The organism is Roseburia sp. 1XD42-69 (assembly GCF_003612565.1).
Lineage (GTDB): Bacteria > Bacillota > Clostridia > Lachnospirales > Lachnospiraceae > Roseburia_B.
This window is the reverse complement of the sequence record NZ_RAZG01000031.1, coordinates 21,318-42,957: the sequence shown is the minus strand read 5'-3', so window position 1 is coordinate 42,957 and position 21,640 is coordinate 21,318. Positions and strand designations below refer to the sequence as shown.

At 37.9% G+C, this 21,640-nt stretch carries 21 protein-coding genes and 1 tRNA gene; 9 read left to right on the top strand and 13 right to left on the bottom strand.

Annotated features, from left to right (window positions below; translation table 11 throughout):
- Positions 1–118 precede the first annotated feature (118 nt).
- The 13 genes from D7Y06_RS14630 to dnaA all read right to left on the bottom strand — a co-directional run bounded on the left by D7Y06_RS14630 (position 119) and on the right by dnaA (position 13,886).
- Positions 119–206: transfer RNA gene (locus tag D7Y06_RS14630), tRNA-Ser, on the bottom strand.
- A 312-nt stretch (positions 207–518) separates the two neighbouring features.
- On the bottom strand, positions 519–1,154 hold the full coding sequence (locus D7Y06_RS14625; protein ID WP_147415673.1) for a hypothetical protein: 636 nt from the start codon (positions 1,152–1,154) through the stop codon (positions 519–521).
- Between the two features lie 531 nt (positions 1,155–1,685).
- Positions 1,686–2,303, bottom strand: coding sequence for a hypothetical protein (locus tag D7Y06_RS14620; RefSeq protein WP_120408511.1), 618 nt, complete (start codon positions 2,301–2,303; stop codon positions 1,686–1,688).
- 12 nt (positions 2,304–2,315) lie between these two features.
- Positions 2,316–3,011 (bottom strand): hypothetical protein, encoded by a 696-nt coding sequence (locus D7Y06_RS14615; RefSeq protein WP_147415672.1) that lies wholly within the window; start codon positions 3,009–3,011, stop codon positions 2,316–2,318.
- Positions 3,012–3,062: 51 nt separating this feature from the next.
- Complete coding sequence (locus tag D7Y06_RS14610; RefSeq protein WP_120408509.1) at positions 3,063–3,614, bottom strand: Fe-S-containing hydro-lyase; 552 nt, start codon at positions 3,612–3,614, stop codon at positions 3,063–3,065.
- A 33-nt stretch (positions 3,615–3,647) separates the two neighbouring features.
- On the bottom strand, positions 3,648–4,490 hold the full coding sequence (locus D7Y06_RS14605; protein ID WP_330566472.1) for a fumarate hydratase: 843 nt from the start codon (positions 4,488–4,490) through the stop codon (positions 3,648–3,650).
- 11 nt (positions 4,491–4,501) lie between these two features.
- On the bottom strand, positions 4,502–5,320 hold the full coding sequence (locus D7Y06_RS14600) for a putative ABC transporter permease (protein WP_120408507.1): 819 nt from the start codon (positions 5,318–5,320) through the stop codon (positions 4,502–4,504).
- A 115-nt stretch (positions 5,321–5,435) separates the two neighbouring features.
- Positions 5,436–7,970 carry a DNA gyrase subunit A gene (gene gyrA / locus D7Y06_RS14595; RefSeq protein ID WP_120408506.1) on the bottom strand — a complete coding sequence of 845 codons (2,535 nt, stop codon included), beginning with the start codon at positions 7,968–7,970 and terminating at the stop codon, positions 5,436–5,438.
- A 16-nt stretch (positions 7,971–7,986) separates the two neighbouring features.
- A complete protein-coding gene (gene gyrB / locus D7Y06_RS14590; protein WP_120408505.1) occupies positions 7,987–9,903 on the bottom strand; it encodes a DNA topoisomerase (ATP-hydrolyzing) subunit B in 1,917 nt (638 codons plus the stop codon).
- Positions 9,904–9,913: 10 nt separating this feature from the next.
- Complete coding sequence (gene recF, locus D7Y06_RS14585) at positions 9,914–11,005, bottom strand: DNA replication/repair protein RecF (RefSeq protein ID WP_120408504.1); 1,092 nt, start codon at positions 11,003–11,005, stop codon at positions 9,914–9,916.
- The gene (locus D7Y06_RS14580; protein WP_120408503.1) at positions 11,002–11,214 is read right to left on the bottom strand and encodes an RNA-binding S4 domain-containing protein; all 213 of its coding nucleotides are present in this window, start codon (positions 11,212–11,214) and stop codon (positions 11,002–11,004) included. The genes recF and D7Y06_RS14580 overlap by 4 nt, the downstream gene beginning before the upstream one ends.
- Positions 11,215–11,234: 20 nt before the next feature.
- On the bottom strand, positions 11,235–12,347 hold the full coding sequence (dnaN, locus tag D7Y06_RS14575) for a DNA polymerase III subunit beta (RefSeq protein ID WP_120408502.1): 1,113 nt from the start codon (positions 12,345–12,347) through the stop codon (positions 11,235–11,237).
- A 192-nt stretch (positions 12,348–12,539) separates the two neighbouring features.
- Complete coding sequence (gene dnaA, locus D7Y06_RS14570) at positions 12,540–13,886, bottom strand: chromosomal replication initiator protein DnaA (RefSeq protein WP_120408501.1); 1,347 nt, start codon at positions 13,884–13,886, stop codon at positions 12,540–12,542.
- A 317-nt stretch (positions 13,887–14,203) separates the two neighbouring features.
- Here dnaA and rpmH point away from each other — a divergent pair, with 317 nt between their 5' ends.
- From rpmH to D7Y06_RS14525, 9 genes are all read left to right on the top strand, one after another.
- Complete coding sequence (gene rpmH, locus D7Y06_RS14565; protein WP_120408500.1) at positions 14,204–14,338, top strand: 50S ribosomal protein L34; 135 nt, start codon at positions 14,204–14,206, stop codon at positions 14,336–14,338.
- Between the two features lie 56 nt (positions 14,339–14,394).
- Positions 14,395–14,730 carry a ribonuclease P protein component gene (gene rnpA / locus D7Y06_RS14560; protein WP_120408499.1) on the top strand — a complete coding sequence of 112 codons (336 nt, stop codon included), beginning with the start codon at positions 14,395–14,397 and terminating at the stop codon, positions 14,728–14,730.
- A 29-nt stretch (positions 14,731–14,759) separates the two neighbouring features.
- The gene (yidD, locus tag D7Y06_RS14555) at positions 14,760–14,969 is read left to right on the top strand and encodes a membrane protein insertion efficiency factor YidD (protein ID WP_120408498.1); all 210 of its coding nucleotides are present in this window, start codon (positions 14,760–14,762) and stop codon (positions 14,967–14,969) included.
- A gap of 16 nt (positions 14,970–14,985) precedes the next feature.
- A complete protein-coding gene (locus D7Y06_RS14550) occupies positions 14,986–16,260 on the top strand; it encodes a YidC/Oxa1 family membrane protein insertase (RefSeq protein ID WP_330566471.1) in 1,275 nt (424 codons plus the stop codon).
- A gap of 13 nt (positions 16,261–16,273) precedes the next feature.
- A complete protein-coding gene (jag, locus tag D7Y06_RS14545) occupies positions 16,274–16,897 on the top strand; it encodes an RNA-binding cell elongation regulator Jag/EloR (protein ID WP_120408515.1) in 624 nt (207 codons plus the stop codon).
- A gap of 77 nt (positions 16,898–16,974) precedes the next feature.
- Positions 16,975–18,351: a tRNA uridine-5-carboxymethylaminomethyl(34) synthesis GTPase MnmE gene (gene mnmE / locus D7Y06_RS14540; RefSeq protein WP_120408497.1), complete on the top strand. Its 1,377-nt coding sequence runs from the start codon at positions 16,975–16,977 to the stop codon at positions 18,349–18,351.
- A 9-nt stretch (positions 18,352–18,360) separates the two neighbouring features.
- Entirely contained in the window at positions 18,361–20,253 is a 1,893-nt protein-coding gene (gene mnmG / locus D7Y06_RS14535; protein ID WP_120408496.1) for a tRNA uridine-5-carboxymethylaminomethyl(34) synthesis enzyme MnmG, read from the top strand.
- Between the two features lie 32 nt (positions 20,254–20,285).
- Positions 20,286–20,999, top strand: coding sequence for a 16S rRNA (guanine(527)-N(7))-methyltransferase RsmG (gene rsmG, locus D7Y06_RS14530; protein ID WP_330566470.1), 714 nt, complete (start codon positions 20,286–20,288; stop codon positions 20,997–20,999).
- A gap of 23 nt (positions 21,000–21,022) precedes the next feature.
- The gene (locus D7Y06_RS14525; RefSeq protein ID WP_120408495.1) at positions 21,023–21,634 is read left to right on the top strand and encodes a fibronectin type III domain-containing protein; all 612 of its coding nucleotides are present in this window, start codon (positions 21,023–21,025) and stop codon (positions 21,632–21,634) included.
- The last annotated feature ends 6 nt before the right edge of the window (positions 21,635–21,640 follow it).

The window sequence follows — 21,640 nt, the reverse complement described above, 5'->3', positions numbered from 1 at the left end:
CACTGTTCAGTTATCAAGGTTCTCTGCTGTTGTTTTCTGCGACAGCTTTAATAGATTATCACATCTTTCGCTGTCTGTCAACAACTTTTTTTATTTTTTTCATATTTTTTTAATATAGCGGAGAAGGAGGGATTTGAACCCTCGCGCCGGTTACCCGACCTATACCCTTAGCAGGGGCACCTCTTCGGCCACTTGAGTACTTCTCCAAAGTTATATCACAAAATATGAAATTTTCTTGCGCCGTGACGCATATTATATAATACTAAAAAGAAAACAGTTTGTCAATATATTTTTTAAATTTTTTCTTTTTTTTTTACATTTTAAAGCAATCGCAAAATTGCACAATCAAAATCAGGCTTTTTAGTGTCCCAGATCTTGAAATAAAATTCTCTCAATCCTGTTTGCATAATATTATCCCAAGCATAACTGCCCTACATACTAAACTTAAACGTTCTTCCGCACTCTTTCCCATTTTGCCCTGCCCATTATCCTGGGATATAAAACGCCTGAATATCCTTTTAAACCATTTTCACAAAATGCATAAAAATCATGTTCATGCTGTTCCTGCCGTTATTGATATATTGAATTTTCATATTGTCCCTGATTTTCTGCAATTTTTGCATTATTTGCTGTGTACGGTCTTTTCCGGCCTGTTTTTCCTCAGCTTCAGATACAGTGCTTTCTTCTCCCCATGTGTGCGCTATCGCCCGCCGCGCATCTATCCCCATCTGTATGCCATAATTTACATATCCATCTGTCACGTAACTGTAATAATCAAAGGTTTCATCCAGGGCGGCCAGTTCTTCTTCCTCTGTTACAAGGCGGTATGCATCTTTTGACGAAGCATTATGTATATCTTCCAAAACCCACTTTTCCCTTGTTCCATCCTTATATCCCTGTTTGATCTCATCGTACATTTGTGCGTATACAGACAGAAGATTTCTTGAAAACTGCTCCTCAAGGGATCCGCTTGCTTTTCCGTATGTATTTTTCTGCACATATCTCGTGTGGAATTCATTTGCAATTCCCTCAGACGGATGGAAAACATAGTTTTCTGGTATATTTTCCAATACATCTATATTAAACACTCTATCCTGGTCTTCCATCGCCGCATGGTTGCGGAATGCACAGATTCCTTCCGGTGAGAGATTCAAACTTACATAACCTCCTTTGTGGGACGCTGAACTTTCAGAAAATTTTCTGTTTTGTGCATTTGCTGGAAAAATGTTAGGTTCCTGAAATAAGTTAGTTTTTGTAATGATTTTCATCTTAACTCCTCCCTATACTTTTTTATTTCACACAAAAATTTCTATATTTTAGTCATTCATACTATGATTTATAATTCTGTAACTATTCCAAAGCATTTTTTAACGGGTGAAAACTTTATCATTTTAGGTTCAATGCACTTCGTTTTCCCGCCAAAAAGATATATGAATGATGTTGCTAACCACTCATATTTAACAGAATCATTCACCAAAATGAACACTTTAATCATATATTAGAGTTTTTTTGCTTAATTGGCATTATGAAATTATAAAAATGCACCTAATTCATATAATCTCTTAAATTGTACCCAAATGACATTGTATATGGCTTGTTATAAATTATCCTATTTCCTCCCATTATATGCTGATAAAAATAATTATACTCCGATATATCTACCAATTTACCAGTATCTGGGTCAATTAAAACAATAGATGCAACAGTGGTTTTGATCCTACAGTTCTATAAGGTTTTGTAGATTCCCGATAAAATACCACTTCAGGACCCTGTGTCTCTTCTTTCCAAATCTGACAACGAATTTTATCGCTGTCTTTCAATGTTATGCTAAGATTTTGTAAACCATTGTTGTTACTTGATGAAAAATTGTATTCATATCTTATATCAATCGGATTACCATTTACATAATACTTAGTGCCGGAGACATTCGTCTGAAAAACTACACACGCCTCTTCACAAATTGCCATAAATGGAACAATATTTTCATCCGCTACACCACCAATCTTTTTAATATTAACAGTATAGGAACTGGATGACGAATATGTACCATTTTCAGAATGAACAGCAAAATAATATGTGCCCGGCATAAACTCATAAGAACCATTACTGAAATTTACTTTATACACTGCTGCATTATCTCCAACCGCTCCTGTAAGCTTTAAAGAATATCCCTTTTCAGATGAAATTGAATATTGAATAATTGTAGGAGACAATAAAGTAAATTTATAATAATCAATATCATAAGGACTGTCAATTACCCCTTCTATATCGTTGCTAAGTTCTATTGAAGCTGCAGTTTCCAAACTGTCATTTTCCTAATATGATACATCTGATGTACTCTGGTAATATGCAAAGGCAAAATTTCCTGTACCCTCGTATCCTCCTACTGCAAAGAAATATGTGCCTGCTTCCATCACACAATTAAAATATTCATAAATACCTACACCTTCGTTTGCACTCCCTCCAATTAAATCCAATTCATACGTTTGCTCATTTAATGCAAACATATACAAATCGGCATCTAAGGATTCTACCATCTGTAACATAATACTTATTTTACTTTTTTCACTAAGTGAAAATACATACCATTTCATTCCACTTTCTGTTCCAATCGTCCCTTGTACAACAGAATCATTCTCTACTATGTATGCGTTATTTGGATTTGTATTATCTGATGCATACCGGCTTTCACTATATAAACCGGCACTTTCCCCAATCGTATAATTTTCACCGGAATACGGTCTTTCAATCTCATTATATTTCATTCCATCAATTGATTCTGTTTCCATTGGCGCATCTGATATACCGGCAATCTTTAACGATTCATATGATTCTATATTTTTCTCTACTTCAATGTCTGCAAATGAATCTACGTTATCCTCTAAAACAATTTTCGAAGTAATTTCCTTTGCCCTTACATCCGGTACGCCTCCCAATGGCACAACTGATGAAACCATCTGCATACTGACCCATAAATCTACGCCTGTATGCATGATTTTTATTTTTATCACATCCCTTTATATATAGAATTAATATTCCTTATTTTATATTCTTTTTGCAGATTAATAATTGGAATATTTCAATATCGCTGTCTCATAAAGGTTATTTCCGTTTTTATCAATAACTACAATAACCGGAAAATTTTCTACTTCTATTTTTCTAACTGCCTCTGCTCCCAAATCTTCATAACATATGATTTCTGATTTTTTGATACATTTGGAGAGCAATGCTCCTGCGCCCCCAATTGCCGCAAAGTAAACTGCCTTATTACGAATGATGGCATCTATAACTTCTGGGCTGCGCTTTCCTTTTCCAATCATTGCCTTTTCCCCTAAATCCAGGAGGATTGGAGCATATTTATCCATGCGGCTGCTGGTAGTTGGACCGGCGGACCCGATGACCTGCCCTTCCCTTGCCGGGGAAGGCCCCATATAATAAATTGTGGAATCTTTTATGTCAATGGGAAGGTTTTCTCCCCTTTCCAATGCTTCTATCATGCGTTTATGGGCAGCATCTCTGGCAACATAAATAGTTCCGGTAATATAGACATAATCACCTGATTTCAATTCTTCCGTTTTCTCTGCTGTGATTGGGGTATTGATATATTTATCCACAATGACTTCTCCTTTTTGTTCATATCCAAAATTTTATATTTCCCGGACAACATGCCGGTTTACATGACAGCAGATGTTTACTGCCACCGGAAGCCCTGCAATATGAGTGGCAAATGTATTGATATTCACTGCCAGAGCTGTAGTCGTTCCTCCCAGTCCTCCGGGACCAATGCCAAGACCGTTTATTTTTTTTAGCAGCTCCTCTTCCAACTCCCGCACATAGGGGATGTGAGAATGTTCATTGACTTGCCTGGTCAATGCCTTTTTTGCTAGAATAGCACACTTTTCAAAGGTTCCTCCGATTCCTACACCTACTACCATAGGAGGACAGGCATTTGGCCCTGCGTCTTTGACAGCTGTTAAAATTGCGTTTTTTACCCCCTCCACGCCATCTGCCGGTTTCAACATGAAGACACGACTCATATTTTCACTTCCAAAACCTTTTGGTGCCACGGTAATTTTAACTTTATCTCCGGTCACAATTGAATAATGAATCACTGCGGGCGTATTATCTTTCGTATTTTCCCTTTGAATCGGGTCTTTTACTACGGATTTTCGTAAAAATCCTTCCCTGTATCCCTGACGCACGCCTTCTTGTATGGCATCTTCAAGAAAATCTCCTTCAAAAAACACCTGCTGTCCTATTTCCATAAAGATTACTGCCATCCCGGTATCCTGACAAATAGGAATTTTTTCTTCATCTGCAATTTTGAGATTATCCTGAAGCTGGTTTAAAATTTTTCTTCCAATTTCAGATTTTTCAGTCTCAAAAGCTTGTTTCATGGCATAATCCATATCTTTTGACAGATAATAATTGGCTTCTATGCACATTTCCTTTATATTTTTGGTAATTTCCTGCGTATGTACCTTCCTCATAATACCCCCTGCTACTTTCTTTCCTGATTATAATTCTTTAACTTCTGTAAAATCTCATTGTGTTCTATAGACTTCATTCCCGGGAATGCTTTCATAAGGCGGCTGGATACGGAATTTCTATGTTCAAACAGTTCTTTGTATCTTGCCATAAGCTCTTCCTGTTCTTTTTTATATTTCTCGCTGAACTCTTTTTGATTCTGCCTGATTTTTTCTCTCCGTTCAAGAGCTTCCATTACATTTTCATACACATTTTCTCCGATTTCATTGGATATCACCTTTAACTCAGCCGCAATTTCATTTAATAGCTTCACCCTTCTGTTAAATTTGTTAATGGTAGAGACAGTGACAAACAAATCTACAGCATAGCATGAAATAAAGACTGCCAGTAGAAATATTCCCAGAATATTGGGAATCATTTTAATAAATCCATAAATTATAGGATGCAGAACCAGCATAATAAAAGTGCAGGCAAGCCCCCACAAAAGGGAAAACTTTAAACACACATACCCTTTGATATTAAAAGGTTTATCTGAGTAATCCCACCACTTGTTTTTGAATATTTTTTCTAAGAGAAACCCTGTTAAAAATTCCAAGATGGAAGTTAAAAGAAAGGAACCTGCAAATAATACAAGCAGATTATTCTTTAATGGCGTTAAAACTGTAACTACAATTAAAACCCCACAGCCGTAAATGGGACAATAGGGTCCATTTAAAAATCCCCTGTTAATAAAAACTCCTTTTTCCGTGGCGGCATAGGCAACTTCTGTACACCATCCAATAAATGCATAGATAACAAATATCCACGCAACTTCATAAAATGTCTGAGGCATAATTTATCTCCTGTTGATAATAAGGAACTGTCGCAAAGTCATTGATTACTTCAATGGCTCCACGGCAGTTCCTGGAAGAAAGGACTATATAATAAAGTCCTTTCCTAATACATTCTTAATTTTCTTCATTTTTTTCAGGTTCTTCCGTGAGTTCCTTTGTTTCATCCTCTGAAACTTCCTGCTCCGTTTCCTCTGCATCAATAATAGAGGTATCTTCCCTTACCTTTGCAATACTTGCAACAGTGACACCTTCATCTAAGTTAATTAGTTTTACACCTGAGGTTACCCGTCCTAACAGTGCTGTTCCGCTTACTGGAATACGGATAATTATACCTTCTGTAGTGATCAGCATAACTTCATTGTCCTGATTTACTGATTTTACCCCTACAATATTTCCGGTTTTCTCTGTAATCTTATAACACTTGATTCCTTTTCCGCCCCGGTTTTGCGGTGTAAATTCTTCTAACAGAGTACACTTTCCAAGGCCTTTCTGGGACACTATCATCAATGCTTCACCCTGGCTGTCCATCTGCATACCTACAACTTCATCTCCATCTACAAGGTTCATGCCGATAACCCCCATGGAATTTCGTCCTGTACTTCTTACATCTGTCTCATGGAAACGAATACATTGTCCAAATTTAGTTACAAGGACAATATCTTTGGTATTATCTGTCTTTTTCACTTCAATCAGCTCATCGTCTTCCCGAAGATTAATAGCTGTAAGCCCTGTTTTTCTCACGTTGGCATAATCCCCGATTTGGGTTTTCTTTACAATACCTTTCTTGGTAGCCATAAAAAGATAATTTCCCTCTAAATACTCACTGATGGGAATCATTGCGGTAATCTGCTCTCCCGGCTGAAGCTGCAGAAGATTTATAATGGCAGTTCCCCTGGCAGTTCTTGAAGATTCCGGTATCTCATACGCTTTCAGACGGTAAACTTTTCCGGTATTTGTAAAAAACATTAGATAGTGGTGGGTAGTGGTCATAAGAAGTTCTTCGATATAATCATCTTCTATCGTTTCCATTCCCTTTACACCTCTTCCGCCCCTGTGCTGGCTGCGGAAGTTATCCACACTCATTCTCTTAATATATCCTAGCTTTGTCATACAGATAACGGTATTGGACTTTGGAATTAAATCCTCCATGGAAATATCATATTCGTCAAATCCAATGGAAGTCCTTCTGTCATCCCCATACTTATCTGAAATTAACGTTATTTCCTCTTTGATAACACCTAAGAGCTTCTTTTCATCTGCTAAAATTGCTTTTAACTCCGCAATTTTTTCCATTAAATCTTTATACTCGGCCTCAATTTTTTCACGCTCCAAACCTGTCAAGGCACGAAGACGCATATCCACGATAGCCTGAGCCTGAACATCCGTAAAGCCGAAACGTTCAATTAAACGTTCTTTTGCCTCCGGCGTATTCCTGCTGCTTCGGATAATAGAAATAACCTCATCAATATTGTCAAGGGCAATTAATAATCCCTGTAAAATATGTGCACGCTCTTCCGCTTTGTTTAAATCATACTTTGTCCTTCTGGTGACAACGTCTTTCTGGTGTAGAAGATAATAGTTCAGCATTTGGTGGAGATTCAACACTTTCGGCTGATTATCCACAAGGGCGAGCATAATAACCCCAAAAGTATCCTGAAGCTGAGTATGTTTGTACAACTGATTTAAGATAACATTAGCATTTGCGTCACGCCGAAGCTCGATACAAATTCTCATACCTTGACGGTTGGATTCATCTCTTAAATCCGTAATTCCATCTATTTTCTTGTCACGGACAAGTTCAGCAATTTTCTCAATTAATCTTGCCTTATTTACCATATATGGAAGTTCAGAGACAACAATTCTTGTCTTTCCATTGGACATTGTCTCCATATCTGTCACTGCCCGGACCTTTATTTTTCCCCGCCCGGTGCGGTAAGCCTGGTCAATACCGGAGGTTCCAAGAATCGTCCCCCCTGTGGGAAAATCAGGGCCTTTTACTATTTTTAGAATTTCTTCCAAATCTGTTTCTCTGTCATTTTCAATTTGATTGTCGATTATTTTTACAACAGCATCAATCACTTCCCTTAAATTGTGAGGTGGAATATTGGTAGCCATCCCCACGGCAATGCCGGAAGTTCCATTTACCAAAAGATTAGGATATCTGGAAGGAAGCACAGTGGGCTCTTTTTCTGTCTCATCAAAGTTTGGCATAAAATCAACTGTATTTTTATTGATATCTGCCAGCATCTCCATAGAGATTTTGCTTAACCTTGCCTCTGTGTACCTCATTGCTGCGGCACCGTCACCGTCTACCGAACCAAAATTTCCATGGCCGTCTACCAATGGATAACGGGTGGACCATTCCTGTGCCATATTAACCAGTGCACCATAAATCGAACTGTCACCGTGAGGATGATATTTACCCATGGTATCACCTACGATACGTGCACATTTTCTATGTGGTTTATCCGGTCCGTTATTCAATTCGATCATGGAAAATAAAACCCTTCTCTGAACAGGTTTTAATCCATCCCTCACATCAGGCAGTGCACGGGAAGCGATAACACTCATGGCATAGTCGATATAGGATGTCTCCATTGTCTTTTTTAAATCCACATCATGAATCTGGTCAAAAATCTTGTCATCCATTTAAAATAATCTCCTCCTATACGTCCAGATTCTGGACGTATTTTGCATTTGCTTCAATAAATTCACGTCTCGGTTCCACTTTATCCCCCATTAAAGTAGTAAATGTCACATCAATTTCAGAGGATGCCTCCTCGTCCATCATCACACGGCGTAAAATCCTTTTTTCCGGGTCCATGGTAGTCTCCCAGAGCTGCTCCGCATCCATTTCCCCAAGACCTTTATATCTCTGAATTTTATTATTGTTATCCCTGCCTATTTCCACAAGGATTTTATTTAATTCTTCATCGCTATAGGCATACCATATTTTTTTATTTTTTTCGATTTTATAGAGTGGGGGCTGAGCGAGATATATATATCCCTGCTTAATCAGTTCCGGCATAAATCGATAGATAAAAGTCAACAACAAAGTACTGATATGGGCTCCGTCCACATCCGCATCTGTCATAATAATAATTTTATGGTATCGTAATTTTGTAATGTCAAAATCTTCGTGTATTCCAGTGCCGAATGCGGTAATCATTGCCTTAATCTCCGCATTTCCATAAATTTTATCTAACCTGGCCTTCTCTACATTTAGTATTTTCCCCCTGAGAGGAAGGATTGCCTGGGTAGCGCGGCTTCTGGCTGTCTTTGCAGAGCCCCCTGCGGAATCGCCCTCCACAATATAAATTTCACAATTTTTGGGGTCTTTATCAGAACAGTCTGCAAGTTTTCCAGGAAGGGAAGTGTTCTCCAGGGCAGTTTTTCTCCTGGTTAAATCCCTTGCCTTTCTGGCAGCTTCCCTGGCACGCTGGGCCAAAAGGGATTTTTCACAGATAATTTTGGCAACGGTGGGATTCTGCTCCAAAAAATAGGTGAGCTGCTCGCTGACAATATTATCAACGGCTCCCCTTGCCTCACTGTTCCCCAGCTTCTGTTTTGTCTGTCCCTCAAACTGTGGTTCCTCAATCTTAACACTTATGATAGCAGTCAAACCTTCCCGGATATCATCCCCGGTAAGTCCTGTGTCTGTATCTTTTAAAATTTTATTGACTTTCGCATACTGATTGAAAGTTTTCGTCAGGGCATTCCGAAAACCTGCCAGATGAGTTCCCCCCTCCGGGGTTATAATGTTGTTTACAAAACTAAAAGTAGTATCGTTAAAGGAATCATTGTGCTGCATGGCAACTTCCACATAAACTCCGTCCCTTTGCCCTTCGCAGTAAATAATTTCCTGATACAAAGGCTCCTTGCTCTTATTCAGGTAAGTGACAAATTCCTTAATACCTCCTGCATAGTGGAACACTTTTTCTACTTCCGGCTCCACCCTCTCATCTCTTAAGACGATGCGAAGATTTTTTGTTAGAAAAGCTGTCTCTCTAAGCCTCTGCTTTAAAACATCAAAATCAAATACAGTTTCCTCAAAAATAGTGGAATCCGGCAAAAACCTGACTTTTGTCCCAGTTTTTCCCTCCTCACAGTCTCCGATTACTTCAAGAGGAATGACAGTATTCCCTTTTTCATATCTCTGTCTGTATATCTTTCCCTCACTGCAAATCTCCACTTCCAGCCAGGTAGACAGCGCATTTACAACGGAAGCTCCCACACCGTGGAGCCCGCCGGATACCTTGTATCCCCCGCCGCCGAATTTTCCTCCTGCATGAAGAATGGTAAACACCACCTCCACCCCAGTAAGCCCTGATTTATGGTTAATTCCCACAGGAATTCCCCTTCCGTCGTCAATTACAGTCACAGAATTGTCCTGATTTACGGTTACATATATATTACTGCAAAATCCAGCCAATGCTTCATCCACCGCATTGTCTACAATCTCATAAACCAGATGGTGCAGACCTCTAGATGAAGTACTTCCAATATACATTCCCGGCCTTTTGCGTACTGCTTCCAGTCCTTCTAAAATCTGAATCTGATCTGCTCCGTATTCCGTGCTCATCTATTTCCTCCTATTCGCTGCTCTTTTCAGAAATCTGTCCCTCTGCTACATGAAAAATTTTATCAATTTCAAAACGGTTTTTGACAAATTCATCCAGGCCCGTACATGTAATAATTGTCTGGGTCCTGTTTATATTATTTAACAGATAATTCTGCCTGCTGCTGTCTAACTCTGATAACACATCATCCAACAATAAAACCGGGGAATCTTTTATTATTTTCCTCACCAGCTCTATTTCCGCCAGTTTTAAAGAGAGAGCGGAAGTTCTCTGCTGCCCCTGGGAACCGAATTTCCGTATATCCATATCTTTTATCCGAAAAGACATATCGTCCTTGTGGGGACCCACAGAAGTCTGACCTAATTTTAAGTCCCTTGCCATGGAATTTTGAAGTTCCGATTCAAAACCCTCCTCACTGGCATTAGGTTCATATTCCAGATACATCTCTTCTTTTCCACCGGAAATTTTGCCATGAATCTCTGTTACAATCTCATTGATTTCATTGACAAATTTCCTTCTCTCCCCAATAACCTTTTTCCCATATTCTAAGAGCTGCATATCCCATATGGGAAGAGTGTCTCTTAATTCCGGCTTAAAATATATGTCCTTTAACAGTTTATTCCTCTGGGAAAGAATTTTATTATACTTTGTAAGGTCTGAAAGATAAATCTTATTTAATTGGCAAAGTTCTAAATCTAAGAACCTTCTCCGCTCTTTCGGACCATTTTTTATAATATTTAGGTCTTCTGGAGAAAAAAAGACAATGTTTAATATTCCAAATAGTTCACTGGCCTTGCGGATTGGAATTCTGTTTACCGCAATCCCCTTCGTCCTGCTTTTCTTTAAATGAATATCAATCTGAAATTCCTTTCCGCATTTATCTACAAAAGCCCGGATATGGGATTCGTCTTTGGAAAAATTTATCATTTCCTTGTCTTTGCTTCCCTTATGGGATTTTGTAGTTCCGCTTAAATAGATTGCCTCTAAAACATTTGTCTTTCCCTGGGCATTGTCCCCGTATAAAATATTGGTTCCCTTATCAAAATGGATATCCAACATGTTATAATTTCGGAAATCCCTTAACTCTAATGATTTGACAGTCATTTCACTACTTTAAAAGAATCTCCTTCAAGGGACACAACATCTCCCGGATAGAGCTTTCTTCCTCTCCGTTCTTCAATTTCACCGTTTACTGTGACCCTTCCGTCCTGGATAATCATTTTTGCATCTACCCCGGAACCCACAAGCCCGGCTTTTTTCAATGCCTGGCCTAATTTAATAAATTCATCTTCCTGGCGAATTTCTACTTCCATTTTATCCCAGTCTCCTTATATTAATTCATTGATGTATTAAAATTTACCGGAAGAATTAAATAAATATAACTTTCCTGGGCATCTTTAATAAAACATGGAGCTTTCGGGTTTACCATGTAAAGTGTGATTTCCTCATCATCTATCACTTTTAGGGCATCAATAAAGAATTTTGGATTAAATCCAATCATAATATCTTTGCCGTCTTTTTCAATATCAATATCCTCATTCATAGAGCCGATAAAAGAATTTATTTTAAGTTCCATAAAATCTTCTGTGACATTCATGATAATAGGTTTCTTATCTCCCTCTGTGATGAGAAGAGTTGCCCTGTCAATACAATCTAAGAGTTCACGTTTATTAATATTGATTTTTGTCTCATAGTCAGAAGAAAGCATCTGCTCAATTCGGAAATATTCTCCTTCAATTAACCTGGAAACAACTGTTGTCTGGTCAAATTCAAAAATGATATGATTTTCCGTAATAAAAATATTTACCTCTTCCTCTGTGGAACCGGGAATAATTTTGCTGATTTCATTTAAGGTTTTTCCCGGCACAACTACTTTTTTGGGCTGATAGTTTTCTTTCAGTTCTATATTTCGGATAGAGATACGGTGTCCGTCCAAAGAGACAACTTTTAATTGGTTTTCATTAATTTCAAACAATTCCCCAGTCATAAGTTTATTATTATCATTATCAGCAATGGAGAAAATCGTCTGATGAATCACTTCTTTTAATGTGAACTGTGATATGGTAACAGATTCCTTTCTCTCTACATAGGGAATATAGGAAAAATCTTCTCCTGATTTTCCGATGATATTGAAATTTGCTTTTTCACAGGTAATTAATGTCTTAAAAGAACTGTCCGTTTCAATGGTAACTTCATTGTCCGGCAATTTTCTTACTATCTCTGAAAAAATTTTAGCATCCAAAGCAATAATTCCCGGCTCTAAAATTTCCCCTTCAATTACGGTTTCAATTCCAAGTTCCGTATCATTTGCAGTAAGTTTTATTTCATTTGCAGATGCGTCAATTAGAATACACTCCAAGATTGCCATCGTTGTTCTTGTAGGAACAGCTTTAGACACAATATTAACTCCTCTTAACAAATTCATTTTAGAGCATATTAATTTCATAATGTGTATAACTCCTTTCAGTGGGGATAGATACAATATAATAATACATTTCAAAGTAGTATTCATAGTAGGTGTTCATAAGTTCATAACTTCCCTGAAGCAGATAAGACAAGGGTTTAAGTAAAAAAAGCGGCTGTATAACTGTGTTAAAACCTTGAGGATTCCTTCTGGATGAAGTGTGGAAAATGAAACCTAGTTTGGATTGATTTTTTTCTTGATGGTCATAATTATATTGCGGATGTTCTCATCTGCATCATATTCCTCAGTTATTTTGTTGATACCGTGGATAATTGTGGAATGGTCCCTTCCACCCAGTACGGCGCCTATAGAGTCCAGAGGCGTGTTTGTCATGTTTTTACATAAATACATAGCAATCTGCCTTGGTTTGGCGATATCTTTACTTCGTGTTTTTGATATCATCTGATCTATAGAAATCTGGAAGTGGTCTGCCACCACTTCGATAATAAGCTGAGGCGTAATTTCCCGGGGCTTGTCCGGCGTGATAATGTTCTGAAGCTCTTTTTGGGCAATCTCCATAGTTATCTCTGTCTGGACAAGATTGCCAAATGCCAGAAGTTTATTTAAAGCTCCTTCCAGCTCCCGAATGTTGGATTTTATATTGTTGGCGATATAATTTAAGATTTCATCGCTTAACTCTATTTCATCCGATTCTACTTTCCGTCGTAAAATTGCCATTCTTGTCTCGTAATCCGGTACTCCAATATCTGCCATAAGTCCCCATTCAAACCGGGAGCGGATGCGCTCCTCCAAGGTCTCAATATCTTTTGGGGGTTTGTCAGATGTTAATATTATCTGTTTTCCGGCGGAATGAAGCACGTTGAAAGTGTGGAAAAACTCTTCCTGGGTGCTCTCCTTTCCTATTATAAATTGGATATCGTCTATCATCAGTACATCTACCGTACGGTATTTTTCTCTGAATTTGCTCATAGTAGTAGCATTACCAGATCTGATGGCTTCAATCACTTCGTTGGTAAATTCTTCCGAAGTTACATATAATACTCTTGAGCCAGGGCTTTGCTGGAGAATAAAGTTTCCAATGGAATGCATTAAATGGGTTTTTCCTAGTCCCGGCCCTCCGTATATGTAAAGAGGGTTGTAGGATTCTCCAGGTGATTCTGCCACTGCTAGGGATGCTGACTGGGCAAAACGGTTATTGTTTCCCACCACAAATGTATCAAATGTGTAATTGGGATTTAAATTGGAATGTTCTGTAATTTCGGAATTGGCCTGTTTCTTATTAGCATTGCGCAGGGCTTTTGCCTGCTCTGTCAGTACAAATACCAATTCATATTCAATTCCCGTAATTTCAGCGATGGCGACTTTTAAGGGAAGTTCATATCTTTTTGAAATATAATTTAATCCTACCTGTTCACCGGGAACCAATATATATAATTTCTTGTCTTCTACTGAACAGATTTCCAAAGGCTTAAGCCAGGTATCAAAGGAAACTTTTGTCAGTTCGTGTTCTTCTCTTACTGTATCTAAGATTTGTTCCCATTTTTGTAAAATTGCTTCCATTTAAAATTCTCCATTGTGTTTCGTTACTTTATCCGGGAAAAGACACATTACTCCCATTCTCTATAATAAACTAATTTTACTAATTTATCAATAATAAAATGCAAAGACATGTGGATTTCACATAGTTATCCACGAGTTATCCACAAATTGTGCATGAATTCACATAAATCAACAAAATATGGAAGATAGAAATGATAAATATGTGGATAACTATAAAAAACATTAAAAAATGTGAAAAAAACTGAAATTTGCTTGACTTAGGCGGCTTTTTTGTTATAATTGTAATGATGTTTTCTAAAGTAGAGGAGGTGGATATTATGAAGATGACATATCAGCCAAAAAAGAGACAGAGGTCTAAAGTTCATGGATTCAGAGCCAGAATGAGCACAAAAGGCGGAAGAAAAGTTTTAGCTGCAAGAAGATTAAAAGGAAGAAAAAAATTGTCAGCTTAGACCACAAATTTGTGGTCTTTTCTTCTCTTAAAATTTAAAGGAGCAAAAAAGGCCATATGAAATTTTCAGAATCACTGAAAAAAAATACTGATTTCCGAAGAGTATATAATAAGGGAAGTTCTCATTCCAACAATCTGCTTGTGATGTATGTCCTTCCCAATAATAAAGAAGAAAACAGATTAGGAATATCAGTAAGCAAAAAAGTTGGAAACAGCGTAGTAAGACATCATCTGACACGTTTGATTCGTGAAAGTTACAGACTGCATGAAGAGATGTTTCAATATGGATTGGACATTGTAGTCATTGTCAGGGTAAATGCAAAAAATGCCGCTTATCATCAGATAGAGAGGGCTCTTTTACATTTGGCAAATCTTCATTCTATATTAATATAAAAGAAAATTAAAAAGAAGATGGAATCATTTTGAAAAATATTTTAATTGCATTGATTAAATTTTATAGAAAATATTTATCCCCCATGAAAACCACAAAGTGTCCCTATTATCCCACCTGTTCTTCTTATGGCTTGGAGGCTGTGGAAAAATACGGCGCTTTGAAAGGGGGAGCCTTGGCTCTTTGGCGAATATTGAGATGTAATCCTTTTTCAAAAGGTGGATATGATCCTGTTCCATAGTAGGAGGTATGTTACATTGTCAGATATTATTTTAACAGCCTATGACGGTGCAATTCTTGGGCCTATTGCAAAAATTCTAGGCTGGATTATGAACGGTATTTACAATATTGTTTATAATTTGTTTGGTTTTGAAAATGTTGCTTTGAGCATTATTTTACTTACTTTTGTAATTTATATGTGTTTGTTTCCAATCACTTATAAACAGCAGAAATTTTCAATGCTGACACAGAAGATGCAGCCGGAATTGCAGAAAGTCCAGAAAAAGTATAAGGATAAGAAAGACCAGAATTCTATGATGGCTATGCAGGAGGAGACTCAGGCAATTTATCAGAAGTATGGAATTTCCCCTATGGGAAGCTGTGGATTTATGTTGATAAACTTCCCAATCCTTATGGCTTTATACCAAGTATTCCGCTATGTACCAGCTTATATTACCGGTGTTAGAAATCAGTTCACTTCTCTTGTAGAGGGAATCATGTCAACTACAGGTTTTGAGACAACAATGGCAGGTATTGTGGAGGAGTTAAAATTAAATACCATAAGAGTTGATTTTACTATAACAGATAAAGGAGCTCTTTCCAATTATATTGTGGATGTTCTCTATTCCATGAATTCTGAAGGGTGGGACATGCTTTCGGACAAATTTTCAGGGCTTACGGATGTGATTGCATCTACCCAGGCCCATTTAAGCGAGGTAAATAATTTGTTTGGAATGAATATTTCTGATACACCCTGGTCCATTATAACCACGAATTTTGCCGCTCACAGTTATTTGATGGTATTTTTGGCATTAATGATTCCTGTTATTTCCTATTTGACACAGGTTTTAAATATTAAATTGATGCCCCAGGCTCCTTCTACCGGGGATAATTCCTCAGATGCCATGGCAAATCAGATGAAGATGATGAACCGCATTATGCCCTTGTTTTCTCTGTTTTTCTGTTTTGGTGTTCCTACCGGACTGGGACTTTACTGGATTATCAGTGCATTAATCCGAAGCGTTCAGCAGTATTGTTTAAATAAGCACTTCCAGAAAGTTGATTTAGATGTTATTATTAAGAAGAATCAGGAGAAAGCAAAAAAGAAACGGGAAAAACTTGGTATTTCCGAAAACCAGATTAACAATATGGCGCGGATGAATACGAAGAAAGTGGCCGGTTCAGGTATGTCTAATGCGGAGAAGGAGCTGGCTTTAGAAAAAGCAGCGGCAATGAGAAGCCAGGCAAAACCGGGGAGCATGGCAGCGAAGGCAAATCGCGTAAAGGAATTTAATGAAAAAAATAGCAGATAGGGGGGTTTATAAAATGGATTTTATTGAAGTTTCAGCTAAAACTTATGAAGATGCAGTGACAGACGCTTTGATTCAGTTAGGACTCACAAGTGATCAGGTTGAAATTGAAGTTTTGGAGAAAGGAAGCGCAGGATTTTTAGGAATCGGAAGTAAACCTGCAAAAATAAGGGTTACAAAGAAGTTTAATGTTGAGAGTTACCTTAGAAAGTTTTTGACAGATATATTTACGGCTATGAAGCTTGATGTGGAAATTATGATTGAGGTGGATGAGGAAAGCCATAATATTGATGTGGAGCTGAAAGGTCCTGAGATGGGGGTTTTAATCGGTAAGAGGGGACAGACGTTGGATGCCCTGCAGCTTCTTGTAAACAATACGGTTCATAAAAATTTTGAAGTATATTATAAAGTGAAGCTGGATACGGAAAATTATAGAATCCGCAGAAAAGAAACTTTGGAAAATCTTGCTAAGAATATTTCATTTAAAGTTAAAAGGACAAAACGTCCAGTTTCTTTGGAGCCTATGAATCCTTTTGAGAGAAGGGTGATTCATTCCGCATTGCAAGGTGACAGATATGTAACTACACACAGTGAAGGGGAGGAACCTTTCCGCCATGTTGTTGTAACTTTAAAACGATAATTTCCCATGAAAGCTGCTGCAGAACATTACTTAAAAGAAGTATGTGCAGCAGTTTTTTCAATTAAAGGATTAAAATTATGAGAGTAGATACCATTGTGGCAATCGCCACAGCAATGAGTAATTCTGGTATTGGAATTATTAGAATTAGTGGAGAAGATGCTGTTAAAACAGCAGATAAAGTGATAAAGTTAAAAGAGAAGAATAAAAGATTGTCTGACTGTGAGACTCATACGGTTCACTACGGTTTTGTTGTGGATGGCAATCAGAAAATAGATGAAGTTATGGTTCTTATTATGAGAGGGCCGAAGAGCTACACAAGGGAAGATACCATAGAGATTGACTGCCATGGGGGAATCCTGATGATGCAGAGAATTTTTGAACTTGTCATTAAAAATGGCGCTAGGCCTGCAGACCCGGGAGAGTTTACAAAGCGGGCGTTTTTAAACGGCAGAATTGACCTTGCCCAGGCAGAGTCTGTGATGGATGTGATTTCTGCAAAAAATGACTTTGCCCTTTGTTCTTCCGTGGAACAGCTTTCCGGCAGGGTTTCGGAAAAGATTCGATGGATAAGAGAGAAGGTTTTACATGAAATTGCTTTTATTGAGTCTGCTTTAGATGATCCAGAACATTATGAACTGGATTCCTACAGTGAGGGGCTTTATGAAAAAGTTTCAGAGATTTTACAGGAAGTGGAGAAATTATTGAAAAATTCTGAAAATGGTACTATTTTAAAAGAAGGGATTAAAACTGTAATTGTAGGAAAACCAAATGCAGGGAAATCTTCTCTTTTAAATGCCCTGGTGGGAAGAGAGCGGGCCATTGTGACAGATATTGCGGGAACTACAAGAGATGTGATTGAAGAGCAGATTCATCTGGGAGGATTCTCCCTTCACTTGATTGACACTGCGGGGATTCGTGATACAAAGGATTTGGTGGAGCAAATCGGAGTGAATCTTGCAAAAGACTATCTGGAAAAAGCCGATTTGGTAATTTATGTGGCGGATACTTCCTCTCCTTTAAATGAGGATGATTATCAGATTATGGATTTACTGAAAGGCCGAAAGGCAATTATTCTTCTAAATAAGTCTGATTTAAATCCAGTTGTTTTTGAAGAGGATATCCGAAAGCATTTAAATCAGACAATTTTGCCGGTGTCCGCTAAAAATCATATGGGAATTGATTTGCTGGAGGAAGAGATTAAAAAACTTTTCTTTACAGGAAAGATTTCCATGAATGATGAAGTATTTATCACAAATGCCAGGCATAAAACATCTCTTTTGGAGGCAAAGAAGAGCCTGGAATTTGTGTTACAGAGTATTCGGGATGGAATGCCGGAGGATTTTTATTCCATTGATTTGATGAATGTCTATGAGGAACTGGGGAAGATTGTGGGAGAAGCAGTGGAAGATGATTTGGTAAATGAGATATTCAGCAAGTTTTGTATGGGAAAGTGAGGAAAAGATATGCCTTGTATTGAGGAAACTTATGATATTTGTGTAGTGGGGGCTGGACACGCCGGATGTGAAGCAGCCCTTGCCTCTGCAAGAATGGGATTTGAGACAATTATTTTTACAGTAAGTGTGGACAGTATTGCATTGATGCCCTGTAATCCCAATGTGGGAGGAAGTTCTAAAGGACATCTGGTGAGAGAGATAGATGCCCTGGGAGGGGAGATGGGAAAAAATATTGACAAAACTTTTATTCAGTCCAAAATGCTGAATAAGTCAAAAGGCCCTGCTGTTCATTCCCTTAGAGCCCAGGCAGACAAAGCTTCTTATAGTATGGAAATGCGGAAAACACTTCAGGCGGAAAAAAATCTCACTATAAAGCAGGCGGAAGTTTCAGAAATTCTAACGGATGAAAAAAAGCAGAGAGTGACGGGTTTAAGGACAGTTTCCGGGGGAATTTATTATGCGAAAGCTGTGATTTTGTGTACCGGAACTTACCTTGGCGCCAGATGCCTTACCGGGGAGATGGTAGTTCATACCGGGCCTAACGGACTTTCCGCAGCCAATTATCTAACGGATTCTCTCAAAGATTTAGGAATAGAAATATTTCGCTTTAAAACTGGCACTCCGGCTCGAATTGACAAAAAATCTATTGATTTTACGAAAATGACGGAACAGTTTGGTGATGAGAGGGTAGTGCCTTTTTCTTTTTCCACCAATCCTGACGATGTTCAAATTAATCAGGTTTCCTGTTGGCTGACTTATACAAATGAAAAGACTCACGAGATTATCCGGGAAAATTTGGACCGTTCTCCTATTTATGCAGGAATTATAGAGGGAACAGGGCCAAGATATTGCCCCTCAATAGAAGATAAAGTTGTAAAATTTTCAGATAAGGATAGACATCAGGTATTTATTGAGCCGGAGGGTATTAACACCAATGAGATGTATGTGGGGGGGATGTCTAGTTCTCTTCCTGAGGATGTGCAGTATCAAATGTACCGTACCGTTCCTGGATTGGAACATGCAAAAATTGTGCGAAATGCCTATGCCATAGAATATGACTGCATCAATCCAAATCAGTTATATCCCAGCCTGGAATTTAAAAATGTAAAGGGACTTTTCAGCGGGGGACAGTTTAATGGAAGTTCCGGGTATGAGGAAGCGGCATGTCAGGGGTTGATTGCAGGGATTAATGCTGTCCGCAGTATTCAGGGAAAAGAGCCTTTAATTTTAGACCGTTCCCAGGCGTATATTGGTGTGTTGATTGACGATTTGGTTACGAAAGAAAACTTTGAACCTTACCGCATGATGACTTCCAGAGCGGAATATCGTCTTATATTAAGACAGGATAATGCAGACCTTCGCCTTTCCAAGATTGGATATGAAATCGGCCTTCTTCCCAAAGAGAGGTATGACTGGGTTCTTGAGAAAGAAAAGATGATTGAAGAGGAGATGGAGCGTATTTCAAAAGTGATGCTGGGGGCAAATAAGGAAGTTCAATCTTTTTTAGAAAAGTGTGGAAGTATCCCTTTAAATACCGGTACCAGTCTGGTAGAATTAATACGTAGACCGGAGTTGTCCTATGATTTACTGGCACCTTTAGATAAGGAACGCAGGGAGCTTCCAGAGGAGGTTCGAGAACAGGTAAATATTAATGTAAAATATGACGGCTATATTACCAGGCAGATGAAACAGGTAGATCAGTTTAAAAAGTTAGAGAAAAAGAGGATTCCTGCCGATATAGATTATAGGGATGTACATAGTCTGAGGAAAGAGGCAGTTCAGAAATTGAATCTTGTGAAACCTGTATCTATTGGCCAGGCTTCCAGAATTTCCGGTGTTTCTCCAGCAGATATTTCTGTACTGCTTGTGTATCTGGAACAAATGTATCGTAAAGGAAAATAAATTTTTTGGAGAGCGGGGAGGAATGTGATTCATTGGAGGAAAAAATAAAATATATGTCACATCAGTTTGAAAAGAAAAATTTTGCTTTTTCAGACGAACAAAAGCGGAAATTTTTACTCTTATATGAAATGCTGGTGGAAAAAAATAAAGTGATGAATCTCACTGGAATTACAAAATTTCCGGAGGTGGTGGAAAAGCATTTTCTGGATTCCATTTTATTGAACCGGGTGGCAGATTTAAATAAACCCATAAAAGTAATTGATGTGGGAACAGGAGCTGGATTTCCTGGTCTGCCTCTTAAAATTGCATTTCCAAATCTTAAGATAACGCTGATGGATTCTTTGAATAAGAGAGTTGTTTTTTTGAAGGAAGTGATAAATGCTTTGGAACTGGAAAATATTGAGGCGGTACATGCCAGAGCGGAGGAGCTTGCCAGGGATAAGAAGTATCGTGAAAATTTTGACCTTTCCGTCTCCCGTGCAGTGGCAAACCTTTCCACCCTTCAGGAATATTGTATTCCCTTTGTAAAAATTGGAGGACATTTTATTTCTTATAAGTCGGGGGAGATTGAGGAGGAACTTCAAATGTCTGAAAATGCCTGTAGGATTCTTGGTGGAAAAGTAAAGCAAGTTTATAAATTTCATTTGGGAGAACAGAAGCGTTCTTTTGTAGTGATTGAAAAGTGTAAAAATTCTCCAAAGGCATATCCAAGAAAAGCTGGTACGCCTTTAAGACAGCCTTTATAATTTTTGTGTTGGGAGGTATAATTATGAACTATGTAAAAAAAGTATTGGTGTTTTTATTTGTAATGGTTTTAAGTATTGGAAGTTTTAAATCCACGTCTGTTTTTGCAGAAGAGGATTCCCTTTTGACCATAACAAAGACCTATGGAGACGGCCCATTTAAAATAAGTTTTACATCTTCAGGCAGGGGAAAGATGACTTACTCTTCCAGTAATACAAAAGTGGTTACCGTGTCAAGTACTGGAAAAGTGACAATTAAGGGATGCGGTATTGCAGATGTAAAAATTAAAGCTGCGGCAACGGAAAAATATAAGGCGAAAAACAGCAAGGTAACAATTATAGTAAAACCAAAGAGGCAGCAAATTACCGATTTAAAACTTGATAAGCGGAATATTACTATTAAGTGGAATAAAGATACAAAAGCAGATGGATATTATATTTATTATTCTACCGATTACAAATTTAGCAATGATTTAAACAAAGTGAAAATCACAAAGAATAAAACCACTTCTTCTACCATAAAGAATTTAAAAACAGATAAGAAGTATTATGTAAAAGTATGTTCTTATAAAAATTCTGGTAAAAAGATTGTGAAGGGTGATTTCAGCAAAATCCGAAATGTAAAAATACAAAAATAGTCAAAG

Coding starts and splice junctions, on each gene's coding strand:
- D7Y06_RS14600 (WP_120408507.1), bottom strand. CDS start 5,320: ATGCCTCAGACATTTTATGAAGTTGCGTGGATATTTGTTATCTATGCA.
- dnaA (WP_120408501.1), bottom strand. CDS start 13,886: ATGGAAGCAATTTTACAAAAATGGGAACAAATCTTAGATACAGTAAGA.
- gyrA (WP_120408506.1), bottom strand. CDS start 7,970: ATGGATGACAAGATTTTTGACCAGATTCATGATGTGGATTTAAAAAAG.
- rnpA (WP_120408499.1), top strand. CDS start 14,395: ATGAAATTTTCAGAATCACTGAAAAAAAATACTGATTTCCGAAGAGTA.
- rpmH (WP_120408500.1), top strand. CDS start 14,204: ATGAAGATGACATATCAGCCAAAAAAGAGACAGAGGTCTAAAGTTCAT.
- gyrB (WP_120408505.1), bottom strand. CDS start 9,903: ATGAGCACGGAATACGGAGCAGATCAGATTCAGATTTTAGAAGGACTG.
- dnaN (WP_120408502.1), bottom strand. CDS start 12,347: ATGAAATTAATATGCTCTAAAATGAATTTGTTAAGAGGAGTTAATATT.
- recF (WP_120408504.1), bottom strand. CDS start 11,005: ATGACTGTCAAATCATTAGAGTTAAGGGATTTCCGAAATTATAACATG.
- D7Y06_RS14525 (WP_120408495.1), top strand. CDS start 21,023: ATGAACTATGTAAAAAAAGTATTGGTGTTTTTATTTGTAATGGTTTTA.
- mnmG (WP_120408496.1), top strand. CDS start 18,361: ATGCCTTGTATTGAGGAAACTTATGATATTTGTGTAGTGGGGGCTGGA.
- D7Y06_RS14605 (WP_330566472.1), bottom strand. CDS start 4,490: ATGAGGAAGGTACATACGCAGGAAATTACCAAAAATATAAAGGAAATG.
- D7Y06_RS14580 (WP_120408503.1), bottom strand. CDS start 11,214: ATGGAAGTAGAAATTCGCCAGGAAGATGAATTTATTAAATTAGGCCAG.
- jag (WP_120408515.1), top strand. CDS start 16,274: ATGGATTTTATTGAAGTTTCAGCTAAAACTTATGAAGATGCAGTGACA.
- mnmE (WP_120408497.1), top strand. CDS start 16,975: ATGAGAGTAGATACCATTGTGGCAATCGCCACAGCAATGAGTAATTCT.